This window comes from Kribbella sp. VKM Ac-2571, assembly GCF_004362255.1.
In the GTDB taxonomy this organism is placed as follows: domain Bacteria; phylum Actinomycetota; class Actinomycetes; order Propionibacteriales; family Kribbellaceae; genus Kribbella; species Kribbella pratensis.
In genome coordinates, this window is the sequence record NZ_SNWS01000007.1 from 177,141 (window position 1) to 201,776 (window position 24,636).

A 24,636-nucleotide genomic window follows, 5' to 3' on the forward strand; every position below is an offset into this window, starting at 1 on the left:
TCATCCAGTGCGCGGCCCACCATAAGTTGAGTCACCGCACGATTACAAGGGGTGATCGTGGACCTGGTGGACGCAAGGGAGGCGGGGCATGGAATCCTGCTGCCATGCGTGTCTGGCACGGATTGGATGAGGTGAGCCCGGACTTCGGGCCGACCGTCGTCACCATCGGCAACTTCGACGGCGTGCACCGCGGTCACCAGGAGGTGCTCGCGCACGCCCGCGCGCGGGCGGCCGAGCTGGGTGGTCTGCCGGTGGTGGCGATGACCTTCGACCCGCACCCGATGCGGGTCCTGCGGCCCGACCACGCGCCGCTGCAGCTCAGTGGTCCCGCCCGGCGTGCCGAGCTGCTCGGCGAGGCCGGCGCGGACGCGGTGCTGATCCTCCCGTTCACCAAGGAGGTGTCGCACTGGTCGCCGGAGGAGTTCATCGAGCGCACGCTGGTGAACGCGCTGCACGCGAAGGCGATCGTGGTCGGTGAGAACTTCCGCTTCGGCCACAAGGCAGCCGGTCACGTCGACACGCTCGTCCAGGCGGGAACGCAGTACGGCTTCCAGGTCGAGGGGCTGAGCCTCGCGGGGGACGAGCAGCCCTGGTCGTCGACGTACGTGCGGCAGCGGCTCGCCGACGGCGACGTGGAGGCCGCCGCGGAGGCGCTCGGCCGCCCGCTGCGGGTCACCGGCGTGGTCGTCGAGGGCGACAAGCGCGGCCGCGAGCTCGGTTACCCGACCGCGAACATCCCCGCCGACCCGGGCGCAGCGGTCCCGCAGGACGGCGTGTACGCCGGGTGGCTCACCGTGCTGACACCGGCACCGGGTGGCCCGGCGTACCCGGATCCGCTGCCCGCGGCGATCAGCGTCGGCAGCAACCCGACCTTCGACGGTGTGGACCGCCGGGTGGAGTCGTACGTGCTGGACCGCGACGACCTCGAGCTGTACGGCGCCACGGTCGCGATCGATTTCGTCGGCCGGCTGCGCGGTACGCAGATCCGGTTCGACAGCATCGACGAGCTGCTCGTGCAGATGAAGGCCGACGTCGACGGGGCGCGACGCTTGCTCAGCGCCGATTAGGCACCGGCAGGGCTGATTAGGGGGCCAGTCCACGGACTGATACGCTGGCTGCTGCCGTCTGAACGGCCGCGGATCGAGAGTGCTCGGGTGAAGAATGCCCCGGTGCGCCGCGCAACGGAAATCGAGAGGACTCCTGTGTCATCTGTTGATGCCGCAACGAAGAAGAAGATCATGGGCGAGTACGCCCTGACCGAGGGCGACACCGGGTCTCCCGAGGTCCAGGTTGCGCTCCTGACGCACCGCATCGCTCACCTCACCGAGCACCTGAAGGAGCACAAGCACGACCACCACAGCCGTCGTGGCCTGCTGCTCCTGGTCGGTCAGCGCCGCCGGCTGCTGAACTACCTGGCGAAGAAGGACATCAACCGCTACCGGTCCCTGATCGAGCGGCTCGGCCTTCGCCGATGACTTCGCGAGGAGCGGCCCCCGAGACTCGGGTGGCCGCTCCTGGCGTATCCACGCCCAGGCGTGGCACAACTGAATATCGAATCACGTAAGACGTACGAGGCGACGCGAAGCGCGTGGCGGGACCACGACCGGTCCTCGGTAGTGGCTTTCGGGTACACGGCGACAGCTGAATACCCGCGGGCCTCGATCGAAGACCGGCATCCCGGAAGCTCGCGCCTCGCAGTCGTCACACTGTGAGAGAGGGGTATCCCGTGTCGGGATCCACACGTGCGCCCATGGAGGGCGCCGAATTCGCTGAGGCCGTCATCGACAACGGCAGCTTCGGCACCCGTACCATCCGCTTCGAGACGGGCCGTCTGGCCCAGCAGGCCGCGGGCTCCGCGGCTGCCTACCTCGACGGCGACACGATGGTGCTGTCGGCCACCACGGCCAGCAAGAAGCCCAAGGACCAGTTCGACTTCTTCCCGTTGACGGTGGACGTCGAGGAGCGGATGTACGCCGCGGGCCGCATCCCGGGCTCGTTCTTCCGCCGGGAGGGCCGTCCTTCCGAGGAGGCCATCCTGACCTGCCGGCTGATCGACCGCCCGCTGCGGCCGTCGTTCGTGTCCGGCCTGCGCAACGAGATCCAGGTCGTCATCACGGTCCTGGCGCTGAACCCGGACAAGCTGTACGACGTGCTCGCGATCAACGCGGCGTCGATGTCCACCCAGATCGCCGGGCTGCCGTTCTCGGGCCCGATCGGCGCCACCCGCGTCGCGCTGATCGGCACCCAGTGGGTCGCCTTCCCGACGCACACCGAACTCGAGGACGCCGTCTTCGACATGGTGGTCGCCGGTCGTGTCACCGAGTCCGGTGACGTCGCGATCATGATGGTCGAGGCCGAGTCGACCCCGACCACGTTCGACAAGGTCGCGGCCGGGGCGCAGGCGCCGACCGAGGAGATCGTCGCCGAGGGCCTCGAGGCATCCAAGGCGTTCATCAAGACGCTGGTCGACGCGCAGTCCGAGCTGGCGGCCAAGGCCGCGAAGCCGACCGGCGAGTTCCCGGTCTTCCCGGACTACCAGGACGACGCGTTCGCCGCGGTCGAGGCTGCCGCGAGCGAGGAGCTCGCGCAGGCGCTGACGATCGCCGGCAAGCACGAGCGTGAGGACGCCACCGACGCCGTCAAGGCCGCCACGGTGGACAAGCTGGCCGCCGACTTCGAAGGCCGCGAGAAGGAGCTGTCCGCAGCCTTCCGCTCGCTGACCAAGAAGCTGGTCCGGCAGCGGGTGCTGAAGGAGAAGGTCCGCATCGACGGCCGCGGGCTGGCCGACATCCGGCCGCTGAAGGCCCAGGTCGGCGTGCTCCCGCGGGTGCACGGTTCGGCGCTGTTCGAGCGCGGCGAGACCCAGATCATGGGTGTCACCACGCTGAACATGCTCCGGATGGAGCAGCAGCTGGACACGCTCTCCCCGGAGACCCGCAAGCGGTACATGCACAACTACAACTTCCCGCCGTACTCGACCGGTGAGACCGGCCGGGTCGGTTCGCCGAAGCGCCGCGAGATCGGTCACGGCGCGCTGGCCGAGCGGGCCCTGGTGCCGGTGCTGCCGTCGCGCGAGGACTTCCCGTACGCGCTGCGCCAGGTGTCCGAGGCGCTCGGCTCGAACGGGTCCACCTCGATGGGTTCGGTCTGCGCCTCGACGCTGTCGCTGCTGAACGCCGGTGTGCCGCTGAAGGCCCCGGTCGCCGGTATCGCGATGGGCCTGATCTCCGGTGAGATCGACGGCGAGACGCAGTACGTCGCGCTCACCGACATCCTGGGCGCGGAGGACGCGTTCGGCGACATGGACTTCAAGGTCGCCGGTACGAAGGACTTCGTCACCGCCCTGCAGCTGGACACCAAGCTGGACGGCATCCCGGCCAGCGTGCTGGGTGGCGCGCTGACCCAGGCCAAGGACGCCCGCCTGACGATCCTGGACGTGATGGCCAAGGCCATCGACGCGCCGGGTGAGATGAGCGAGTTCGCGCCGCGGGTCATCTCGGTGAAGGTCCCGGTCGACAAGATCGGCGAGGTCATCGGCCCGAAGGGCAAGATGATCAACCAGATCACCGAGGACACCGGCGCCGACATCTCGATCGAGGACGACGGCACCGTGTACATCGGCGCGACCGACGGCCCGTCGGCGGAGGCGGCCCGGGCCGCGATCAACGCGATCGCGAACCCGACCATGCCGGAGAAGGGCGAGCGCTACCTGGGCACGGTCGTGAAGACGACCAACTTCGGTGCGTTCATCAGCCTGCTGCCGGGCAAGGACGGCCTGCTGCACATCAGCAAGCTGCGTCCGCTGGCCGGCGGCAAGCGCGTCGAGGCCGTCGAGGACGTGCTCTCGGTCGGTCAGAAGCTGCAGGTCGAGATCGCCGAGATCGACGATCGCGGCAAGCTCTCGCTGATCCCGGTCATCGAGGGCTCGGACGACAAGGCCGACGAGAAGGCGGCTGACTCCGCCGAGTGAGCCGAGCCATCACCAGCACGCTGCTGAGCCCGGAGGCGGGCGGTCCGGTCAAACGGACCGTCCTGCCCTCCGGGCTTCGCGTGCTCTCCCAGTCGGTGCCGGGCTTCCGCTCGGTCACGTTCGGTCTCTGGGTCGGCGTCGGCTCCCGCGACGAGCCGGAGCAGCTGGCCGGTGCGACGCATTTCCTCGAACACCTGCTGTTCAAGGGCACCGAGCGCCGCGACGCGCTGGAGATCTCCGCCGCGATCGACGCGGTCGGCGGCGAGATGAACGCGTTCACCGGCAAGGAGTACACCTGCTACTACGCGCGGGTGCTGGACTCCGACCTGCCGCTCGCGGTCGACGTCATCTGCGACATGATCACCTCCGCCACGCTCACCGGTGCCGACGTGGAGAGTGAGCGCGACGTCATCGACGAAGAGATCGCGATGCACGCCGACGAGACGTCGGACCACATCCACGACCTGTTCGCCGAACAGCTCTGGGGCAGGTCCCCGCTCGGTCGCTCGATCACCGGTACGCCGGAATCGGTCGCCGGGCTGTCCCGCCAGCAGGTCGTCGGCTGGTACCGGCGCCGCTACAAGCCCTCCAACATCGTCGTCTCGGTGGCCGGCAACGTCGACCACGCCGACGTGGTTCGCCTGGTCCGCAAGGCGTTCGAGCGTCATTGGGTGACGGCCGAGGCCGAGCCGGCCGCTGTACGACGTGGTTCCGGCAAGACCGTTCCGACGTACGGCGGGGTGCGGGTGCACCACCGTGACGTTGAGCAGGCGCACCTGGTGCTCGGGATGCCTGGGCTGGTCCGGAGCGACGAGCGCCGCTACATCGCCGGCGTACTGCACGGCATCGTCGGCGGCGGGATGTCGTCGCGGTTGTTCCAGGAGGTGCGGGAGAAGCGCGGACTGGCGTATTCGGTGTTCACGTTCGGTTCGGCGTACGCCGACTCGGGCATGGTCGGCGTGTACGCGGGCTGTCTGCCGAAGAAGGCTCCTGAGGTCCTGGACGTGATCCGCGGCGAGCTGGACTCGATTGCCCGCGGCAACATCACGCCCGACGAACTGCTCCGCGGCAAGGGCCAGATGCGCGGCTCGGTCGTGATGGGCCTCGAGGACACCGGCGCCAAGATGACCCGGATCGCGAAGGCCGAACTCGTGTACGGCGAACTCCCCACCGTGGACGAGATCCTGCACCGCATCGACTCGGTCACTCTCGACGACGTGACCGCCCTGGCGGCCGACCTCTACGCCGGCACCCCCGCCCTCACCGTGATGGGTCCCTTCAAGGAAGACACCACCGCCTTCACGCTCTGAGCGACGCCGTCGCCGCCAGAGTCCGAGGGACTCGCTGCGACACAGGTTTCCGACGGTCTTGAGATGGCATGCTGTTGCCGTGTATCCAGAGATTCCTGACCGGCTCGGGACGGTCGACGCAGCTTCTTGTAAGGCTGCGCGGTCCGTATCCGGGCACGCCGGAATCTCCGGACCAGCCAGAGACGGCCTGCAGCGCTCAGTCACCGGCTTCGTTCCTGTGACGCGCACGCAATGGATCTCGATCCTGGAAGATGCATCTGCTTGCGCTTCAGGCCGATATGACGGATGCGGCAGCCGCCGTCCTTCGCCTGCGCAGCGAGTCTGGTCGGCTGATCGGACGGAACCTTCCGGCGCTGCTACGCCGACTGAAAGCGGCCGTGGAGAGTGTTGTCTCCGAGGCTGATGAGGTCGCCCGATTCCGTCCACCGCGTACGAGTCTCCCCGACTGGTCGTCCGTGAGGGCGCTCGCGGACGCTGCGTTGTGCGCGGGTGAGTTGATTTTCGCCTGTGTGGCGCAGGGCTGGGCCGAGTCGCCGTGGTCTGCGGCGAGCGAGCATCTGATGGCCGGTCGATCCGCTGCCCTGGAGTTGGAGGCTGTCGTCGCGACGGTGCATCCCAGCCAGCCTCACGAGGACCCTTATCTGCGAGCGCTCGGGTTCTCCGAGAATCAGTTGCAGCGGGGAGCAGGCGTCAGTTGGAGGGCTCGCCTGCTCGCCGCCTGGATGAGCGATGCCGTGAGCCTCGACCGCCGGATGCGTCGGATGATGAGGCACCTCCTGGATGACTCGCTGCCTTTGACGATCAAGCTGCGCCTCCACCTCGCCACCTTGGCGATGTCCGATCGGCCGCTGCTGGCGCACCGCGCGACGATTGAGGCGCGTGAGCTGGTGACATCGCTACTGATGACGGATCGCGAACAGACGTGCTCGGTGATCGCCAAAGGCGCTGATCGTGAACCGGAGATGTTGTTTCTGCATCGCAGCCATGTCGAGTACGTCGCCGCGTACAGCCGGGCGTCGCATCCGGACGGGCGTGCGCGTGCAGCCATGGACCTCTATCGGAGCGTGCTCGAGGGCGACCTCAAACGCACCTCCGTGACGGTGCTGGAACTGTTGGGCCGAAGAGTTCCGGACTCGCCTTCGCTCTCGGCGATCAGGGGCCTGCTGGAATCCGAGGAGCAGCCGATCTGCGCCCTCCTTGCCTCGACGATCCGGCCCGGGTGGCGCAATGCGAACGCTCATGAAGAGTTTCGCTGGGATCCCATCGGCAACACAATGCTCCTCCGTGGACAGGCAGCCGATGTGGATGAGGTCATCCTAGAAGCTCTCCGGGCTCGCGAAATCTGCCGTGCTTTCGAGCATGGAGTTGCTGTTGCCTACGCACATAACCTCTCGCTGGTCAGCTGGAGCGCGGCCAAGCCGAGCTACGTCAGTCGCGACCAGTCTGTTCTCGACACAGCGGGATCGCTGGGAGTGCCGGTCGTCGATATCTCGCGCGAGGGCACGACCGTGCGGCTGGATGTTCCGGATCTGACGATTCTCGTGCTGCGAGACGTATGTCGCGTGATTCTGTACGGAGCTGCCGCGGATCCTCAGGTCGAACGGTGGGAGGTATGGCAGACATCCTCCGACTTGCCGCCGCTGATTGTGGACTGTGCTGGAACGGCGGCTGGGTCGGCACTCGCAGAGCGGGCGGGCGCGGACACCGATCCGATGCCGTTCGCCGCGCTTGCGATGCTTGCGAACGCGATGTCGTGTGGCGGCGAGCGATCGGAGGCGGCATCAGCCTTGGTCCTGACGCTCGCGGCCGCTCACGTCTTGGATGAACGAGACCGTCTGGCAGCGAACCTCGCTCGCGGCGAGGAATCTGCTGAGGCGGAGCTCTTGAACATCGTCGGACTCGTCAGCCAGGGGCTCCGAGCAGCAGCTCAACTGCTCGAGGATCCTGGGCGGTCCGAACTCCTTAGCTTTGCCCGCGCGCTCGCAGAGGAGTGTGATCGGTCGGCGAACGTGTCCTCCGCCGACCTAGTCCATGCATTCGCCCCAGCATCGCAGATGCTGCGCTCCACGCGCCGCCTCGTGTGCCGTGGATTGGGCCGCCAGCGGATCTCAACAGGCGCGATCCCGCGTAGCAGCGGCCGGCGTACCAGCGCGGCTCTGTGCTGGCCGAGTGATTGCGACTCGGGCCGGATGCAGCGGGCGTTCAGGCTGTTCTTGGCAGTGGAGGCGGATCGGGGTCGGACCAAGCAGGACGCGTGGCCGCCGGACGGCCGTTGATGAGGCGGATCGAGATCCGACCTCGGTGGACGTTGTTGTGGTCGCGCTTGCAAAGGAGCGCAAGGTTGTCGAGTGAGGTGGGGCCTCCGTCGGCCCAGTGGACGATGTGGTGGGCCTCGCAGATCGCGGGTGAGGCGCTGCAGACGATGCAGCCTTTGTCTCGGGCGTTCAGGGCCTGGCGGATGGCGCGGGTTACGAAGCGGTGCTCGGTGCCGACGTCGAGAGGTTCGGAGTGCGAGCCGAGGACCAATGGGATCACACCAGCGTCGCAGGCGAGTCGTCGTACGGCGGCTGCCGAGAGCGTGTCGCCGTGGACGAGATCACCGAGTCCGGCACCGTCCTTGAGATCCTCGAGGTCGATCGTCACGGTGATGTGCGGCTTGATGTCGCCGTGACCAGGCACGGCGGATCCGGTGCCTGCCGCGGCGGTCAGGACACCGGTCAACGCGTCGGCCTGCCGCTTGCTCCGGGGACGCGGATCGCGTTGGCCGTCTGCGGTCTTGTGCGGTTTGGCGCCGGCGAAGATGAGCGTCTCGAGGAGCTCGGCGTTCTCATCCGCGAGATAGCCGCCGAAGGTCACGCCGCGATGAGCCTTCTTCAGCCACAGCGCCTCGCGCATGGACATGTCGTCGTCGGGCTCCGGGCCGTCCGGGTCGAGCCGTTCATGCATCTCGTTCCCGAGTTTGCGCAGGTCAGCCGGTGGCAGGAGATTGGCTGCCTCGACCATCGCCTCCTCGGCGACCAGCAGGTCTGCGACCGGCACCTTTGCCGACGCCGGCACCTTCTCCAGTGTGGACACGATTGTCTCTGCCTGTTCGACGCTCAACAGCGTGCGTGGACTGGCGTCGTACGAGTCGCCTTCCGCCAGGCGCCCGGTGCCGAGAGCAGCGTCGACCGCCGGATACTTGTGCAGGGCGCTCGCCAGGCGGAGATCTCGCCGTACATCCGCGGGGTCGAGCCGATAGCGAACCGAGAGCAGTTGCGCGGTGTCGCGCGCGCCGACCTCCTTGGCGTACCCGCTCGCGTCGAGGCCGGCGGACAGGTGGAGGCGGCGCACCTGCAGACGGTTGATCTCGGCCTGCACGTCGTCGAGAGCGGCCAGCTTCTCGCTGTCGCTCATCGACCAGACTGGCCGCTCGTCCAGGACTCTCATGCCGGCGACTCTAGACCTGACCCCGGACAGTTTTCGAACGAAAAGCCCTTGTTTTCAAGGGATCCAGGCATTGGCAGCTTGCTGCCGTTATCCACAGCGGAGAGGTCACGGCCAGATCAGCAGAACTCGGGGTAGGTTGAAGCCAAGACGTCATACGTGCTTCACGGTCTGTATGGCTAGCTGATTTCCAGCAGGGTGAGGAAGGCGGATGCGGCGGGAGAGCGGCCGGCCGCGCTCCAGACGACGTACTCGATGCGGCCTGGTGCATCGGTGATCTCGACCCTGGCGACGCCGGTCAGTTGTGGTGCGTAGGTCGAGGCGAACAGGGCGACGGCGAGCCGTTCGCTGACGAGCCGTGCCATCAGCTCGGCGGTGCTCACCTCGAAGGCGACGTCGCGGACGAGTCCCGCGGCCTCGAAAGCCTGGTCGCTCTGCAGACGACCGGCTGTCCGGGGCGGCAGGTCCACGAACACCTCACTCGCGAGCCGTTGCAGCGTCACCGACGACTCGGCCGCGAGCGCGTGATCGGGCGGAACCACCGCGACCAGCCGGTCCCGGGCAAGTTCACGCGTCTCCACGCCCTGGGGCCGAGCGGTGGTGGGCAGCCCGAGGAAAGCAACGTCGAGGATTCCTTCCTTGACCTGGTCGGCCAGCTTCTCGCTCGCACCGACGCGCAACGAGATCCGTACGTCGGGATACTGACGCCGGAAATCCCGCAGCGCTGCTGGAATGTCGACCGCGGCGACGGTCGGGATCAGGCCGACGGCGAGCCGTCCGCGGACCAGACCGACCGCGGCGGCGGCCTCTGCGGCGGCGCGCTCGGCGGCGTCCAGGCATTGACGGGCCGCCGGCAGGAACGCCGTACCGGCCGGTGTCAGGCGCACACGTCGGCTGGTGCGGTCGAACAGACGTGCGCCCAGTTCTCGTTCCAGGCGGGCGATCTGGTGGCTCAGCGCGGACTGCACGACCAGGCAGCGTTCGGCGGCGCGGGTGAAGTTGTTCGTCTCGGCGACCGCGACGACGTACCGGAGTTGCTGGAGTTCCATGGAACTATCTTGAATCACGATCGATGGCGTGACGAACATGTGTTGGACTCATTGATCCCCCGGCCGGAAACTGCCAGGGTGACCACTCAACCTGTCCTCACGCAGCAGCGGGCCTCGACGACGCGTTCGTGGCTGGGGGTCGCCGCGATCACCGCCAGCCTGTTCGTCTTCCTGACCACCGAACTGATGCCCGTCGGCCTCCTCACCCCGCTGAGTACCAGCCTGGGCGTCCCGGTCGGGGTCGCCGGCCTGATGATGACGTTGTACGGCGTCTCGGCCGGTCTCGGCGTACCGTTCATCGTCGCGTGGAGCCGGCGGGTCAATCGCCGCGTCCTGCTGTCCGTCCTGTTGTCGGTGCTGACCGTGGGCAACCTGGTGACCGCGATCGCGCCGAACTTCGGTTTGATGCTGGCCACCCGGCTGTCCATGGGGTTCGCCAGCGGGGTGTTCTGGGCGATCGGCGTCAGCATGGCGATGCGCCTGGTGGCCGAGCGCGACGCGAGCAAGGCGGCCGCGGTCGTCATGTCCGGCATCTCGGTCGCGGCGGTCGTCGGCATCCCGCTCGGGATCTTCCTCGAGAGCCGGACCGACTGGCGCACCACCTTCCTGATCTGGTCGGGGCTGAGCCTGCTCGTCCTGGTCGCGGTCGTCGTCGCGATTCCCTCGTTGCCGTCCGACAACGCGGTGCCCGTGCGGGCAGTGTTCGCGCTCCCGGTCAGCAACGCGCGGCTCCGGGTGGTGATGCTGATGGTGATGCTGTTCGTCCTCGGGCACTTCGGCGCCTACACCTTCGTCCGGCCCTTCCTGGAAGGCGAGTCGTCCGCGTCGCCGGCGTTCATCACCGCCCTGCTGATGGCCTACGGCGCGGCCGGGGCAGCCGGCAACTTCATCGGCGGACGGGTGGTGTCCTGGGACAGCCGCGCCGGCTTCATGGTCGGCTGCGCCGGTGTGGCCGCGGCTCTGCTGCTGTTGCTGGCCGTCGGTCATTCGCCGGTCGGTCAGGTCGTCTCGCTGGTGCTCTGGGGTACGTCGTTCGGCGTGGTCCAGTTGTGCCAGGTGAACCTCACGCAGGCCGCCGCTCCCGAGACCTTCGAGGCAGCCATGTCGCTCAACACGATGGCGTACAACACCTCGATCGCCCTCGGCGCCCTCTTTGGCGGCCTGTTCGCGGACCACGCGGGCGTGAACAGCGTCGTCTACTTCGGCATCACGCTCGTCGCCGCGTCGCTCCTGCTCACCCGCGTCACCGGCCGCCCGAGAGTCTGATCGGTAGGGTCTGGTAGCCGCGCAGGACCAGCCGGTCGCGCCGGGTCGGTTCGCCGTTCGGTGTGATCGTGAAGGAGCGCAGGCGGTCGAAGGCGACGGTGGCCTCGAGCCGTGCGAGGCTGTTGCCGAGGCAGATGTGCGCGCCGGCGCCGAAGCTCAACGGCTTGTTGCCGGGGCGCAGTGGGTCGAACCTGTCGGGGTCCGGGAAGCGCTCGGGGTCACGATTCGCCGCACCCAGCAAGAGCACGAGATTGCTCCCTGCTGGGATCGGCGTGCCCGCGATCTCCGAGCGTTCCCGGGCGACGCGGGTCGTCACCTGCACGGGGGAGTCGTAACGCAGTACCTCTTCGACGAATGCTGCGTCCGTTGGCAGGTCGGGCTGTCGGAGCAGGATAGCCAGGCCGTTGCCCAGCAGATCCGTGGTGGTCTCGAAACCGGCCACCAGCAACAGGATCAGGTTGGCGAGCAGCTCCTCGTCCGACAGGCGCTGGCGGGCGGCGACCAGTGCGGCGACCAGGCCGTCGGGCGGCGGGTCCTGGATCAGGTAAGCGAAGTATTCACCCAGCTCTCGGGCCGCCGTGTCAGCAGCAGCGTCCGACGCGTCGGTGAGCTCCAGCGCCGCTGTGAGATCCGACGCGAGTGGGCGGAACCGATGCCGGTCGTCCGTCGGTACGCCGAGCAGCTCGCAGATGACTGTGACCGGGAGCTGGAACGCGAACCTGTCCATGAAGTCGACCTCGGCCGCAAGTCCGTTGAGCAGCTCGTCGACCGCGGCCTCGATGGCAGGCTGCAGCCCCGCGACCCGGCGAGGTGTGAAGACCTGCGAGAGCAGTGACCGCATCCGCCCGTGGTCCGGTGGATTCGCGCGCAGGATCGATCGCTGCATCAGTTCGAGAGACGGTTGGCTCGACGGCTCGGCCGGGATCTCGAACACCGGGTTGCGCAGGACTTCGTTCACGGCGGCGTACCCGACGACCAGGAAGATGTCGTCGGTCACCGGGAGCAGCGGGCCGAGGCGATGCGCGGCGGCGTACAGCGGGAACGGATCCGCCCGCCCCGCAGGCGACATCAGGGCCTGGAGGATCTCGGCGGGGGTCATGCGCGGCGTCCCAGCAAGAGGTAGCCGATCGCGTACGCCGTCGCGCCTGCGACCTCGAAGATCTGGATCAGCCCGAAGCGCGGACCGGACGTGAAGATGAACAGGCCGCCGAGGGTGTAAGCCAGAGCGCCGGCGCCGAGGAGTACGCCGGCCAGACGCAGCCCTCGCCGGCTCAGCGTCCGCCCGAGCCAGACGTAGCCGAGCGGGAAAATCAGTAGCGCCGGGAACACGATCAGGGCGGCCGGAGTGCTCAGGTCGGCCGGCTCGTGCACCATGCTCGGCGCGTACTCCGCGCGCACCGGGTTGTGCGATCCGTCGAAGACGATCAACGCGAACCAGAACAGCGTCCCGGCCAGTGCGGCGTACCAGGAGCGGAGCTCGCGGCGTTGGTTGCTCAGCGCAATCATGCTGGCCAGGCTGACGACCTGCAGGCCGAGGCCGAGGGCCTGGACGTCGTGGGTGAGTCCGTACCGCTCGCCGACCGCCGCGATGCTCCAGCCGTCGCGGGCGGGATGCAGCAGGGTGCCGAGCCAGAACAGCGGCCCGCCGCTGAAGGCGGTCCAGCGGGCGGTGGTGCGCAACTGCCGGCCCAGGCCGGTCGGCGCGGGGAGGGTCTCGGTCATGGCGGTCTGCTTTCGCTAGAGTGTCCCACTAGCGAATCACTAGAGGCCTGCTCTAGTCAACTGCTATGCTTTCCGTCCATGGCACGACGAGCGGAGCAGACCCAGGCCAACCGGCAGCGGATGCGGACGGCGGCGCAGACGCTGTTCACGACCCGGGGGTACGCCGCGACGTCGATGCAGGCGATCGCCGACGAGGCCGGGATGGCGGTGCAGACGCTGTACTTCACGTTCCGCACCAAGCGGGCGCTGCTCGGCGAACTCCTCGACGTGGCGGCGGCCGGCGACGACGAGCCGGTGCCGAATCTGGAGCGTCCGCAGGTGCTGGCGGCGATCGACGACCCCGATCCGGTGGCGCAGTTGCGCACGCTGGCCCGACTCGCCCGCGAGGTCTACGAGCGGATCGCGCCGATTCTCCAGGTCGTCGCGCACGCGGCCACCGCTGATCCGGAGATCCATGAGCTCTGGGAGACCAACAACGCCCAGCGTGCTGTCGTGATGGAGCGGATGACCGCAGCACTCGCCGCCAAGACCGCCCTCCGCGAAGGCCTGGACACGGCGATGGCGACCGACATCATGCTCGCCCTGCTGAGCCCTGAGCTGTACCACCTGCTGACGGCCCGCCGCGGCTGGGACCCGTCCCGCTGGGAGAGCTGGACGGCGGACGCCCTGGTGACGCAGCTCCTCCCACCGCGATAGATTGAACCGAAGACGTCATACGTGATCTGCCACTGGATCCCTGGATGCACAGGTCAGGCCTGCTTGCTGGGATGACACGCACTTTGCGGGCGACGCGATCCGCGCCGGAACACCGGCGCGGCTCCGGCCTGCCTTGCGAGGATCATCGTGCTCGACGCGTTCCGTACTGCCCGTGAATCGTTGACCGACGCCATCCGGATCACCCCGGGATGGCTCACGACGTACTCCGTTCTCCAACTACTGCTGGCGATTCTGCCCGGTGCGCAGGTCGTGCTCATCCGCGAGTTGGTCGACAGCGGTGACGTCTGGCGTCCCTTGCTCGGGCTGACCGTGGTCGTCGGGTCGATGTATCCGCTGACCCAGGTGTCGAACGGCGTCGGCCAGCGGATGATGCTGCGTCTCCGGCTCGAGCTGCGGATCGAGCTTGCTCGCGTCGCCGCCCGGCTGAGCCCGAGCCGGCTGGCCGAGCCCGCGACGGTTCGCGATCTGGAGGCGAGTCAGACGGCGACGCACCAGATGAGTGATGTGGCGGGCAAGCCGGTGCAGTTGCTCAGCGCGGCGGTGACATCCCTCGTACTGTGCGTCGCGATCGCGTCGATCAACCTCGTTTCCGGGCTGCTGGTGCTTGCTGCGTTGGCGCCGACCGTTCTCGCGTTCACGTTGATCTCGCGGATGGAGGCGCAGGGGTGGCCGCGGGTCGCCGAGCACGAACGCAGGGCGGCGTACGCGACCGAGCAACTCATCCAGCAACGCCCCGGGACCGAGCTGGCAGTGCTGGGATCGGGGTGGAAGGTGGCCGACCTCATCGCTGGTAGTCGTGCGAAGGCGACCTGGGTCCTCGACCGGATGATCCGTACGGCGTTGTTGTACGAGCTGGGTGCGGCGCTGGTCACTGTGCTGCTCTTCGGGGGTGCGTTGGTTGCTTTGGTGCGCGGCGGTGCGACTGGGGGAGCGGCCGCTGCGGCGGTGGCCGGCACCATCACCGGGCTGAACGCGATTCGCCAGTGTGGCTACGCGTTCGGCAGCATCGTCACCGCGGCCCCGCAGGCGGCGATCTACCGCAGGTTCGTGCGGAGCGTGCCTGCCGGCCCTCGCCGTGCGGTGGTCCGGCAAGTCGATTCCGTTGCCTTGGACAACGTCACGTTCGGTTACCCCGGCGCTGCCGAGCCGACCCTTTGCACTGTGTCCATCGAAGCTCGCCGAGGCGAAATGATCGCGCTGGTCGGTGTGAACGGGGCGGGCAAGTCGACGGCGATCAACTTGCTGGTCGGTGCGTTGACCCCCGACAGCGGGCGAGTGCTGATCGACGGAGCAGACGCCGGCGCCCTCGCCGAGGACGAGCGGCTCGCGCACTTCGGCCTGCTGGTGCAGGAGTTCGGACGCTTCGAGTTCGCGCTCCGGGACGCAGTCGGCCTCGGCGCGCCGGACGTCGTCACGGACCAGGCCATCCGGGACGCGCTGGCCGGCACCTTCGCCGCCGACCTCCCACTCGACACCCAACTCGGGCAGCAATGGGGTGGCACCGGCATCTCCGGCGGCCAGTGGCAACGGCTCGCACTGGCGCGGATCCGGCTGCGCGACGCCGGCGTCTGGATCCTCGACGAGCCGACCTCCGCGATCGACGCCGAGGCGGAGCACGAGATCTTCACCGACCTACGCCGTACCAGCGCCGACCGCATCACGATCGTCGTCTCCCACCGAGCCTGGACCCTCCGCGAGATGGACCGCATCTACGTCATGGACAACGGCACAGTCGCCCAGCAAGGCACGTACGACGAACTGATGAACGACCCAACCACCCGATTTGCCCGCCTCTTCGCCACCCAGGACCTCACCCATACCCGGTGAATGCCCCGTGCGGATGGCGGGTTGTTTGGCGGCTGGCCTGATGTAACCCGGCAGTCGTCGCACAAGCCAGCGGGTGGACCGGCGGGTGTTGTTGACTTGGGAGGTGAGTGGGCTCTGGCGGTTTGCGGGCGTGGCCCGGGCGGCGGGGCGCGGGCTGGTGGTGCTCACGGTGGGGATGGTGGTGTTGGCGGCTGGGGCGCCGGTGGGGACTGCGGTGGCGCTGGGGCAGGTTGTTGCGGGGGTTGCCCGGGGGGATCGGGCTCACGCGGTGGGGTGGGCTGTGGTGGTCGGTGCGTGTTTGTTGCTGCAGTGGCTTGGTGGGGCGTTGCGGCGGGCGGCGGCTACTGCGTTGGGGGAGCGGGTCGACGCGCGGCTGCAGCACGAGTTGATGCGGGCTGTGGCGGCGCCTAGCGGCGTGCGGCACTTGGAGGATCCTGCGACGGCGGCGCTGGTGGAGGTCGGGCGTGACACCTTGCGGGCGGACTGGGCGCGGCCGGGGCGGCTCGCGAGCACGATCGGCGGCCTGGCCACCGGGCGGATCATTCTGCTGGCCTCGGGCGTCATCCTCGCCGGATTCCGTTGGTGGCTCGGCGTGGGTTTGCTCGTGGCCGGCGTCTGGGCGGCGTACGAGGACCGGGTCGCGTCCCGCACCGAGGCGGGGCACCACTACGGCGCGACGGAGTCGGCCCGCCGGATGCGGTACTTCAACGACTTGGGAACCACCCCGCCGGCCGCCAAGGAGATCCGCCTGTTCGGACTGCCGGAGTTCGTCGTCGGTCGCCATGGCGAGACCTGGGCCGCGACGATGCAGCGGATCCTGACCCCGGCAGGCCGTCGTCCGCTGATTGCGACTGCGTTCCTGGGCGTTGTCGTGCTCGGCGGCATCCTGCTCGTGGTCCGCGAGGCGATGACAGGGCGCCTCGCCGCCGGCCCGACGGCGACGTACGTCCAGACGTTCCTGATCGCGTTGGGGGGCATCCAGCAGTCGTCCTGGTCCGGCCTGCAGACGGAGCTCGCCCTCGCGACCCTCGGTCGGTACGACGAGGCGGTGCGCGCAATCGCACCGAGGGCCGCACTCGCTGATGGATCGCAGCCGGCCACCGGCATGCCGGGACGCGAGATCGCCTTCCGCAACGTGTCTTTCGGCTATCCGGGCACGAGCCGTCGGGTATTGAGGGACCTCGACCTGGTCATTCCGGCCGGGCAATCGCTCGCAGTCGTCGGCGCGAACGGTGCCGGCAAGACCAGCCTCGTCAAGCTGCTCTGCGGGCTGTACGAACCGAACGAGGGCTCAGTCCTGATCGACGGCGTCGAGCTGCAGGACCTCGACACGGAGGACTGGCGACGCAGACTGGCGGTCGTGTTCCAGCAGCCCGTGCGGCTGCCGATGTCGGCGTACGCCAATGTCCGGTTCGGTCGCGGTGACGCAGACATCGAGGTCGCAGTCGAGCGGGCCGGAGCGAAGAGCATCGTCGAGGCGCTGCCGAACGGCGCGGAGACGGTGCTCTCCGCGGAGTTCGACGGCGGTGTCGAGCTGTCCGGTGGCGAGTGGCAACGGCTCGGCCTCGCGAGAGCGCTGTACGCCGTCCAACAGGGTGCATCCGTACTGGTACTGGACGAACCGGCCGCGCACCTGGACGCACGCTCCGAAGCCGAGCTCTACCGGCGTTTCCTCGACCTGACCGCCGGGCTGACCACGATCCTCATCTCGCACCGCTTCTCCACCGTCCGCCAGGCCTCGTCCATCGTCGTACTCGACGAAGGCAGGGTGATCGAGCAGGGATCGCACGACGAGCTGATCCAACGAGACGGTACGTACGCCCACCTGTTCCGCCTTCAGGCGGCTCGCTTCGAGGGAGGCCCGGAATGAAGTCATGGGTCGCCACGGCGCGGCTGCTGATCGGACTCGGTTGGGAGATCGGCCCTGGCCTGTTCACGCTCTACACAGTCGTCGCGATGTCGAGTTTCATCAGTCCGCTGCTCGTCGCGCTCGGCGTACGGCCACTGGTCGACGGTGTGGTGTCCGGCGAACCGCGACAGATAGTTGCCGGAGGCATCGCGGTCGCCGTCGCAGTGACCTTCGTACTGGTGGCCCCGATCGGGTATCGCTGGGCAACGATCCGGATGCGCGAGCGCTCCAGCTTCGTTGCCGAGCGCAGGGTACTGAGGCTGGCCGCCGGTGCACCGCAGATCCAACACTTCGAGCGACCCGAGTTCCTGGACCGGCTGCAGACACTGCGGCGGGAGGCACCGGACCTCGCGGACAGCGTCACGATGCCGTTCATCGGCCTGTTCGTCGTGGCCCAACTGGTGATCAGCACTGTCCTGCTGGCAGACCTGAAGCCAGTGCTCGTGGTGCTGCCGCTGGTAGCGATTCCCTCGCTGTGGTTGAGCCGCCGGGCCGAAAGGATTCGCCGACGGTCGGAGCTGGAGGCCGCCCCGCAACGGCGGCTCGCACAACAGCTGTTCATGCTGTCGGTCGCCCCGACCTCGGCACAGGAACTACACGTCGCCTCAATGGGCGACGAGCTGTTGAGACACCACCGCGAAGCAGCCGACAAGGCCACCTCAATCGCCCACCAGGCGCTCTTCCGCTCGGTCCTGCTCGGGTCCGTCGGTTGGGCGGTCTTCCCGCTCGCGTACGTCGCCGCAATGGTGCTGATCCTTCACGAGCCGACCATCACCCCGGGTGACGTGGCCTTGGCGCTCGCACTGGCCGGCGCCGTGGTGAGCGCGGCGAACCGCGTCCTCGACCTCGCCGGCACCGTACTGCGCGTGCGCACAACGGCCGAGCACTACCTCTGGCTTGCGCAGCAGGCCGAAATGGAACCAGGCACCGCACCGACGCCGGATCGTCTGACGCACGGCATCGAGCTGAAGCAGGTCACCTTCGGCTACGGCACAGATCGCCTCGCCCTTCCCGGGACCGACTTGTTCCTCCCCGCCGGCCGCACGGTCGCCATCGTCGGCGAGAACGGCGCGGGCAAGTCGACCCTGGTCAAGCTCCTGACCGGTATGTACCGGCCCGCCTCGGGTGCGGTGCTGGTCGACGGTGTGGATCTCGCCACAATGGACCTCGAGGAGTACCGGCAGAAGGTCAGCGCCGGTTTCCAGGACTTCGTCAGATACCAGCTGACGGTCGGCGATGCCGTCGCGGTCGGCGGCTTGTTCGAGCCGCCGGACCAGGTGCGAACTGCCCTCACCAAAGCGGACGCGAGCTTCGTGGACACGTTGCCGCAGGGTCTCGACACCCAGCTCGGTACGTCGTGGGTCGACGGCGTCGAACTCTCCGGCGGGCAATGGCAGAAGCTGGCGATCGCCCGCGCGCTCGTCCGCCCGGCGCCGTTGCTGATGATCATGGACGAGCCGAGCGCGTCGCTGGACCCGCAGACCGAGGCTGCCGTGTTCGACCGGTTGGCCGCCGAGGCACGGGCGGGACGTGCCGACGGGCGGGTCACGTTGCTCATCTCACATCGCTTCTCGACCGTGCGCTCGGCGGACCTGATCGTGGTACTGGAGAACGGGCTCGTGACCGAGCGCGGTACCCATGACGAACTGATGACAACGGGCGGCACCTACGCCGAGCTCTACAGTCTGCAAGCGGCCGGTTACCGCTGACAAGTGCTCGGAGTGCGCAACTGTGCGCAGAGCTGGGTTTTTGCCGAGATCTGACCTGTCATCAGATGACTCTGCCGAACTGATCTGATTAAGTGGGGCCTCGCTCCATGAGTGAGGGTTGGTCATCTGAGGTCTTGGCAAAGTAACGCCTGAGTTACACGCCGCCGCTTTGCGCCTGACAACGTTGACATGTGCAGTTTCGACCAGCCACCATGACGCTTGATCCGCCCGCCTAGCGGCCCTCCCGCCGAGGAAGTTGGTTTGACCGTGCGACGTCTGACTGGGTTAGTGGGGGTGGCACTCGGCTTATCGCTGGTGCTCGCCTCGTGTGGCGACGGCAAGAGCAGTGGCTCCGGCGGCGGCTCCGGCAGCAAGAGCGAGGTCATCGCGATCGCTGCCGATCCGCTGGAGTACATCAACCCGCTGAACGAGAACGGCAGTCCGGGCATCCAGGTCGCGATGGCGATGTTCGCCCCGCTGGTGACCACGGACCCGGAGACCGGCAAGCTGCAGAACGTGATGGCCGACTCGGTCACGCCGGACAAGACCAGCCAGACCTGGACGATCAAGCTGAAGGCCGGCAACACCTTCCAGAACGGCCAGCCGCTGACCGCGAAGGACTACGTGGACAGCTGGAACATGACCGCGATGGGCTCGAACGCCTGGAAGAACAACGGCTTCTTCTCCAAGGTCGACGGGTACGACGCCCTGAACCCGCCGACCCCGGACGGCGCCACGCCGAAGCCGACCGCGGTGAAGACGCTGAGCGGCCTGAAGCAGATCGACGACCTGACCTTCTCGGTCAAGCTGAAGGTGCCGTTCTCGCAGTTCGGCCTGACGCTGCAGTACCTCGGCCTCGCGCCGCTGCCGGAAGAGGTGCGGAAGAACCCGGACGCGTACAAGCGCAAGCCGATCGGCAACGGCCCGTTCAAGCTCGCCGCCGACTGGAACGCCGGTGACGACATCAAGCTGGCCAAGTGGGACGGCTACAAGGGCCCGCTGGTACCGCAGGCCGACCAGATCACGTACCGGTTCATCGCGAACGCGGACACGGCGTACAACGAGTTCCTGGCCGGCAACGTGGACTTCGTCGACGTGCCGTCGACCAAGGTGAAGAGCTTCAAGACCGACGCCCCGGACCAGTGGGTGACGAGCATCAGCTCCGGCGCCAACTACCTGGTGATCCCGGCCTGGGACGCCCGGTTCAAGAACCCGAAGCTGCGGCACGCGTTCTCGATGGCGATCGACCGGAAGGCCTTCGCGGACCTGGTCGGCCTGTCCGAGCCGGCCAAGGGTCTGGTCGCGCCGGACATGGCCGGCTATCGCGACAACGCCTGCAAGTACTGCGATTTCGACGCCGCCAAGGCCAAGCAGCTGCTGCAGGAGGCCGGCGGTTTCTCCGGCCCGCTGAACATCAACTACAACACCTCGTCGGCGACCGGCCAGATCTTCGCCGAAGCGATCGGCAACATGCTCCGGCAGAACCTCGGCGTGACCGTCAAGTACACCGGTAAGCAGGGTTCGGAGATCACCGAGCTGGCGGACTCCCACAAGCTCGACGGTCTGCGGTTCTCCGGCTGGGGTCACGACTACCCGTCGATCGAGGACTACCTGACGCCGATGTTCAAGTCCAACGGTGACGCGAACTTCGCCCACTACGCCAACCCGGCGCTGGACGCCGTACTGGCCAAGGGTGACGCCGAACCGGACCCGGAGAAGGCGATCAAGCTCTACCAGCAGGCCGAGGACATCGCGCTCGAGGACATGCCGCTGATCCCGCTCTACACGAAGTCGAACGCGTACCTGCACTCGGCGAAGATCGAGCCGCGGGTCTCGAAGTACGTCGGCGTCTCGGCGCTCTGGGCCACGTTCAAATGAGCACCGCCAAGTGATCCGTTTCGTCCTGCGCCGTGCACTGGCGGCGGTACCGATCGGTGTGCTGGTGACGCTGGGGGTCTTCGCGCTCGTGTTCGCGATGCCCGGGGACCCCCTGCGGGAGCTGGCCGGCGACAAACCGATCCCCGCCGCGGTGCTCGCCGCCAAGCGCGCGCAGTACCACCTGGACGACCCCTTCATCGTCCAGTACCTGCTGAGCATGAAGGACATCCTCACCGGGCACTTCGGTACGACGTTCGCGGGTGCGGATATCGCCGACCAGCTCCGGCTGCGGATCCCGGTGACGCTGAAGCTGACGCTGCTGGCGAACGCCGTGCAGTGGACGCTCGGACTGTTCTTCGGCATCTACGCCGGCTTCAAGCGCAACGGCTGGGTCGACCGGTCGTTGCTGCTGGCAACACTCGTGCTGCTCGCGGTGCCCGGACTGGTGGCGTACTTCGCCGCGCAGTACCTGTTCGGGGTCGAGCTGAAGTGGTTCCCCGTGTCCGGCGTGCTGGAAGGGTTCCCACACGCGTACCTGCTGCCCGCGCTGGTGATCGGCGTCCTCGGGTTCGCCGGCCTGGCCCGGCTGCTGCGGACGTCGATCGTGGAGACGGTGAACGCCGACTTCGTGAAGACCGCGCGGGCCAAGGGACTCGGCGAGCAGCGGGTGCTGTGGCGACACATCCTGCCGAACGCGCTGCTGCCGGTGGTCACGTTCATCGGGCTCGACCTGGCCGGCATGTTCGGCGGCGCGATCATCACCGAGAGCATCTTCAACTTGCCGGGACTCGGCCAGTTCATGTTCCAGGCGATCAAGCTGAAGGAGGGCGGGGTCGTGGTGCTGCTGTCCACGCTCGCGTTCATCTCGTTCATCCTGATCAACCTGCTGATCGACCTCCTGTACGGCGTCCTGGATCCGAGGGTGCGCAATGTTTGAGGTAAGCCATGTCTGAACAGATCTCCGCGGCGGTCGGCGCCGAGGCGCAGGAACTCGGCGACGGCCGCACCCTGTCCAACCGCGAGCTGCTCCGCGCCCTGCTGCGCAAGCCGCAGTTCATCGTCTGCAGCCTGCTGCTGCTCGGGTTCTTCACGATGGCGGCGGTGCCGAAGCTGTTCACGTCCGCCGACCCGCGGTTCTGCGAACTGGCCAAGAGCCGGCAGGGCCGCAGCTCGGGGCACCCTTTCGGGTTCGACATCCAGGGCTGCGACTACTTCGCCAATGTCATCTACGGCGCGCGGCCGTCGGTGCTGGTCAGCATCTGCGCGAGCTTCGGCGTGTTCGTGCTGGCCGGCTCGCTCGGCCTGCTGGCGGGGTACTTCCCGGGTTTCGTGGACGGCCTGATCTCGCGGACCGCCGACGTACTGTTCTCGATCCCCGGCATCGTGGTGCTGATCGTGATCCTGAACTCGGTCGCGAACCGGAGCATCTGGATCATCGTCGGCGTCATCCTGCTGATCGGCTGGCCGGGCGGGATGCGGCTGATGCGGGCCACCGTCTTCTCGGTCCGCAATCGCGAGTACGTTCTCGCGGCCCGATCGATCGGCGTACCGCCGGTGCGGATCCTGCGCAAACACGTGTTCCCGAACGCGATGGCGCCGTTGCTGGCGATGACCACGCTCGGCATCGGCGGCATGGTCGGGCTCGAGGCCGCGCTGACGTTCCTCGGGGTCGGGTTGCAGCCGCCGTCGATCTCGTGGGGGTCGCAGTTCGGCGTCGCGGCGTCGTACCGGGACACGCCGCACCTGTTCATCTGGCCGGCGTTGTTCATCTCCACGATGACGATCTCGTTCATGATCATCGGCGACTCCATCCGGGACGCCCTCGACCCGAAACTCATGCGATGACTGCAACTGGCGAAGTACTGCTCAAGGTCGACAACCTGTCGGTCGAGTTCGATACGCCGCGCGGGCGGGTGCGGGCCGTGGACGGGGTGTCCTGGCAGGTGCGGGCGGGGGAGATGCTGGCGATCCTGGGCGAGTCCGGGTCCGGGAAGAGCGTCTCGACGCAGGCGCTGACCGGGATCCTGGAGATGCCGCCGGGCCGGATCGTGTCCGGTACGGCGGAGTACCGCGGAACGGACCTGATCCGGATGACCACCAAGGAACGCCGCAAGATCGTCGGCGACCGGATCACGATGGTGTTCCAGGACTCGCTGTCGGCGCTGAACCCGGTGCAGTCGGTCGGGACCCAGATCGCCGAGTGCTACCGGGTGCACCGCGGGATGTCGAAGCGGGACGCGATGAAGAAGGCCGCGGAGATGCTCGACCAGGTGCGGATCCCGGCCGCGGCGAAGCGGGTCGGCGACTACCCGCACGAGTTCTCCGGCGGGATGCGGCAGCGCGTGATGCTGGCGATGGCGCTCGCGCTGGACCCCGACGTACTGATCGCCGACGAGCCGACGACGGCGCTCGACGTGACCGTGCAGGCACAGATCCTGGAACTGATCGCCGAGCTGCAGGCCGAGCGGGACATGGGCGTGGTGCTGATCACGCACGACCTCGGCGTCGTCTCGGACGTCGCCGACAACGTCGTGGTGATGTACGCCGGCCACGTGGTCGAGCGGGCCGCGACGGCGGAGGCTCTCGAAAACCCCGTACACCCTTATACCGAAGGGCTCCTGGGCTCGATGCCGTCGGCCGACCTCAAAGGCCGGGAGCTGCCGACGATCCCTGGGACGCCGCCGTCGCTGCACGCGATCCCGTCCGGCTGCGCGTTCCGGACCAGGTGCCCGATCGCGGTCGACGACTGCGCGGCCGAGGTGCCGCCGTTGCTGACCGTCGCGCCGGGGCGTGATGCCGCGTGCATCCGGCGTACGACGCTGGCCGAGAGGGAGGCGGTCTGATGGCCGAGGAGTTGCTGGTGGCCAAGAACGTCGTGAAGCACTACGACATCAGCCCTGCGCTGAGCTTCGGCGCCAAGACCATCGTCCGCGCGGTCGACGGCGTCGACCTGACGCTGCGCAAGGGCGAGTCGCTCGGCATCGTCGGCGAGTCCGGCTGCGGGAAGTCGACGCTGGTCCGGCTGCTCGCCGCGCTGGAGAAGCCGACGTCGGGTCAGATCGAGTACGGCGGTGTGGACGTCAGCAAGCTCCGGGGCCGCGAGTTGCGGCGCTGGCGACGCAACGTCCAGGTCGTGTTCCAGGACCCGTACTCCAGCCTGAACCCGCGGATGCGGGTCGGTGAGATCGTGGGCGAGCCGTTCGAGGTGCACCCGGACGTCGGCAAGGGCAGTAAGGGTCTGGACATCCGGACCCGGGTCCGCGAACTGCTCGAGCTGGTCGGTCTGCGGCCCGAGGACGAGACCAAGTTCCCGCACCAGTTCTCCGGCGGGCAGCGACAGCGGATCGGGATCGCGCGGGCGATCGCGCTCAACCCCGACGTACTGCTCTGCGACGAGCCCGTCTCGGCGCTCGACCTCTCGGTGCAGGCGCAGGTGGTGAACCTGTTGATGCGGCTGCAGCGCGAGCTCGGCCTGAGCATCATCTTCGTCGCCCACGACCTGTCCGTGGTCCGGCACGTCTCCGACCGGGTCGCGGTCATGTACCTCGGGAAGGTCGCCGAGCTGGGCGAGCACCAGCACGTGTACGACGTACCCGCGCATCCGTACACGCAGGCGCTGCTGTCCGCCGAGCCCGGTCTGGCGCGGCAGGGCCGGCGGCGGATCGTGCTGGCCGGTGACCCGCCGTCGCCGGTCATGCCCCCTTCGGGTTGCCGGTTCCACACGCGTTGCCTGCGGGCGGAGGCCAAGTGCAGCACCGACGTACCGGAGCTCCGGGAGATCAAGTCCGGCCAGACGGTCTCGTGCCATTTCGCGGAGGATGCGCAGGCCGCCTACTCCACGGCCTGAGGGATA

Annotated in this window: 19 protein-coding genes; 15 read left to right on the forward strand and 4 right to left on the reverse strand. The window is 67.9% G+C overall.

Features of this window, described 5'->3' with window-relative positions; translation table 11 throughout:
* Positions 1-104: 104 nt before the first annotated feature.
* From EV651_RS17520 to EV651_RS17540, 5 genes are all read left to right on the forward strand, one after another.
* On the forward strand, positions 105-1,067 hold the full coding sequence (locus EV651_RS17520; RefSeq protein WP_133786263.1) for a bifunctional riboflavin kinase/FAD synthetase: 963 nt from the start codon (positions 105-107) through the stop codon (positions 1,065-1,067).
* Positions 1,068-1,202: 135 nt separating this feature from the next.
* Positions 1,203-1,475, forward strand: a complete 273-nt coding sequence (gene rpsO / locus EV651_RS17525; protein WP_130379758.1) for a 30S ribosomal protein S15 — start codon at positions 1,203-1,205, stop codon at positions 1,473-1,475.
* A gap of 275 nt (positions 1,476-1,750) precedes the next feature.
* Positions 1,751-3,970, forward strand: coding sequence for a polyribonucleotide nucleotidyltransferase (locus EV651_RS17530; protein WP_133786264.1), 2,220 nt, complete (start codon positions 1,751-1,753; stop codon positions 3,968-3,970).
* Positions 3,967-5,280, forward strand: coding sequence for a pitrilysin family protein (locus tag EV651_RS17535; protein WP_133786265.1), 1,314 nt, complete (start codon positions 3,967-3,969; stop codon positions 5,278-5,280). Before EV651_RS17530 ends, EV651_RS17535 begins: the two co-directional genes overlap by 4 nt.
* A gap of 251 nt (positions 5,281-5,531) precedes the next feature.
* Positions 5,532-7,556, forward strand: a complete 2,025-nt coding sequence (locus tag EV651_RS17540) for a hypothetical protein (RefSeq protein ID WP_133786266.1) — start codon at positions 5,532-5,534, stop codon at positions 7,554-7,556.
* Here the strand turns inward: EV651_RS17540 and EV651_RS17545 are convergent.
* Entirely contained in the window at positions 7,483-8,709 is a 1,227-nt protein-coding gene (locus tag EV651_RS17545) for an HNH endonuclease signature motif containing protein (RefSeq protein WP_133786267.1), read from the reverse strand. The genes EV651_RS17540 and EV651_RS17545 overlap by 74 nt on opposite strands.
* 176 nt (positions 8,710-8,885) lie before the next feature.
* The gene (locus EV651_RS17550) at positions 8,886-9,755 is read right to left on the reverse strand and encodes a LysR family transcriptional regulator (protein ID WP_238156987.1); all 870 of its coding nucleotides are present in this window, start codon (positions 9,753-9,755) and stop codon (positions 8,886-8,888) included.
* A gap of 78 nt (positions 9,756-9,833) precedes the next feature.
* On the opposite strand from EV651_RS17550, the gene EV651_RS17555 reads away from it, so the two are divergent.
* Positions 9,834-11,021, forward strand: coding sequence for an MFS transporter (locus EV651_RS17555; RefSeq protein WP_133786269.1), 1,188 nt, complete (start codon positions 9,834-9,836; stop codon positions 11,019-11,021).
* Here EV651_RS17555 and EV651_RS17560 read toward each other — a convergent pair.
* Together EV651_RS17560 and EV651_RS17565 are read right to left on the reverse strand one after the other, a co-directional pair.
* Positions 10,999-12,120 (reverse strand): cytochrome P450, encoded by a 1,122-nt coding sequence (locus EV651_RS17560; RefSeq protein WP_133786270.1) that lies wholly within the window; start codon positions 12,118-12,120, stop codon positions 10,999-11,001. The two genes, EV651_RS17555 and EV651_RS17560, sit on opposite strands and share 23 nt — an antisense overlap.
* Positions 12,117-12,743 carry a hypothetical protein gene (locus EV651_RS17565; protein WP_133786271.1) on the reverse strand — a complete coding sequence of 209 codons (627 nt, stop codon included), beginning with the start codon at positions 12,741-12,743 and terminating at the stop codon, positions 12,117-12,119. Before EV651_RS17565 ends, EV651_RS17560 begins: the two co-directional genes overlap by 4 nt.
* A gap of 78 nt (positions 12,744-12,821) precedes the next feature.
* Between EV651_RS17565 and EV651_RS17570 the strand changes: the two genes are divergently transcribed.
* The 9 genes from EV651_RS17570 (at position 12,822) to EV651_RS17610 (ending at position 24,630) form a co-directional block, all read left to right on the forward strand.
* Entirely contained in the window at positions 12,822-13,439 is a 618-nt protein-coding gene (locus EV651_RS17570; RefSeq protein ID WP_202870371.1) for a TetR/AcrR family transcriptional regulator, read from the forward strand.
* A gap of 147 nt (positions 13,440-13,586) precedes the next feature.
* Positions 13,587-15,287, forward strand: coding sequence for an ABC transporter ATP-binding protein (locus EV651_RS43095; RefSeq protein WP_305000123.1), 1,701 nt, complete (start codon positions 13,587-13,589; stop codon positions 15,285-15,287).
* 103 nt (positions 15,288-15,390) lie between these two features.
* Positions 15,391-17,157: an ABC transporter ATP-binding protein gene (locus EV651_RS17580; protein WP_166658639.1), complete on the forward strand. Its 1,767-nt coding sequence runs from the start codon at positions 15,391-15,393 to the stop codon at positions 17,155-17,157.
* Positions 17,154-18,905: an ABC transporter ATP-binding protein gene (locus EV651_RS17585; RefSeq protein ID WP_133786274.1), complete on the forward strand. Its 1,752-nt coding sequence runs from the start codon at positions 17,154-17,156 to the stop codon at positions 18,903-18,905. The genes EV651_RS17580 and EV651_RS17585 overlap by 4 nt, the downstream gene beginning before the upstream one ends.
* A gap of 294 nt (positions 18,906-19,199) precedes the next feature.
* The gene (locus EV651_RS17590; RefSeq protein WP_238156988.1) at positions 19,200-20,783 is read left to right on the forward strand and encodes an ABC transporter substrate-binding protein; all 1,584 of its coding nucleotides are present in this window, start codon (positions 19,200-19,202) and stop codon (positions 20,781-20,783) included.
* A 10-nt stretch (positions 20,784-20,793) separates the two neighbouring features.
* On the forward strand, positions 20,794-21,720 hold the full coding sequence (locus EV651_RS17595) for an ABC transporter permease (RefSeq protein ID WP_133786276.1): 927 nt from the start codon (positions 20,794-20,796) through the stop codon (positions 21,718-21,720).
* Positions 21,721-21,728: 8 nt separating this feature from the next.
* Positions 21,729-22,628, forward strand: coding sequence for an ABC transporter permease (locus tag EV651_RS17600; protein WP_131341838.1), 900 nt, complete (start codon positions 21,729-21,731; stop codon positions 22,626-22,628).
* A complete protein-coding gene (locus EV651_RS17605) occupies positions 22,625-23,626 on the forward strand; it encodes an ABC transporter ATP-binding protein (RefSeq protein WP_133786277.1) in 1,002 nt (333 codons plus the stop codon). Before EV651_RS17600 ends, EV651_RS17605 begins: the two co-directional genes overlap by 4 nt.
* Complete coding sequence (locus EV651_RS17610) at positions 23,626-24,630, forward strand: ABC transporter ATP-binding protein (protein WP_133786278.1); 1,005 nt, start codon at positions 23,626-23,628, stop codon at positions 24,628-24,630. The genes EV651_RS17605 and EV651_RS17610 overlap by 1 nt, the downstream gene beginning before the upstream one ends.
* Positions 24,631-24,636 lie beyond the last annotated feature (6 nt).

Coding starts and splice junctions, on each gene's coding strand:
- EV651_RS17520 (WP_133786263.1), top strand. CDS start 105: ATGCGTGTCTGGCACGGATTGGATGAGGTGAGCCCGGACTTCGGGCCG.
- EV651_RS17540 (WP_133786266.1), top strand. CDS start 5,532: ATGCATCTGCTTGCGCTTCAGGCCGATATGACGGATGCGGCAGCCGCC.
- EV651_RS17560 (WP_133786270.1), bottom strand. CDS start 12,120: ATGACCCCCGCCGAGATCCTCCAGGCCCTGATGTCGCCTGCGGGGCGG.
- EV651_RS17550 (WP_238156987.1), bottom strand. CDS start 9,755: ATGGAACTCCAGCAACTCCGGTACGTCGTCGCGGTCGCCGAGACGAAC.
- EV651_RS17565 (WP_133786271.1), bottom strand. CDS start 12,743: ATGACCGAGACCCTCCCCGCGCCGACCGGCCTGGGCCGGCAGTTGCGC.
- EV651_RS17610 (WP_133786278.1), top strand. CDS start 23,626: ATGGCCGAGGAGTTGCTGGTGGCCAAGAACGTCGTGAAGCACTACGAC.
- EV651_RS17585 (WP_133786274.1), top strand. CDS start 17,154: ATGAAGTCATGGGTCGCCACGGCGCGGCTGCTGATCGGACTCGGTTGG.
- EV651_RS17545 (WP_133786267.1), bottom strand. CDS start 8,709: ATGAGAGTCCTGGACGAGCGGCCAGTCTGGTCGATGAGCGACAGCGAG.
- EV651_RS17530 (WP_133786264.1), top strand. CDS start 1,751: ATGGAGGGCGCCGAATTCGCTGAGGCCGTCATCGACAACGGCAGCTTC.
- EV651_RS17570 (WP_202870371.1), top strand. CDS start 12,822: ATGGCACGACGAGCGGAGCAGACCCAGGCCAACCGGCAGCGGATGCGG.
- EV651_RS17605 (WP_133786277.1), top strand. CDS start 22,625: ATGACTGCAACTGGCGAAGTACTGCTCAAGGTCGACAACCTGTCGGTC.
- EV651_RS17600 (WP_131341838.1), top strand. CDS start 21,729: ATGTCTGAACAGATCTCCGCGGCGGTCGGCGCCGAGGCGCAGGAACTC.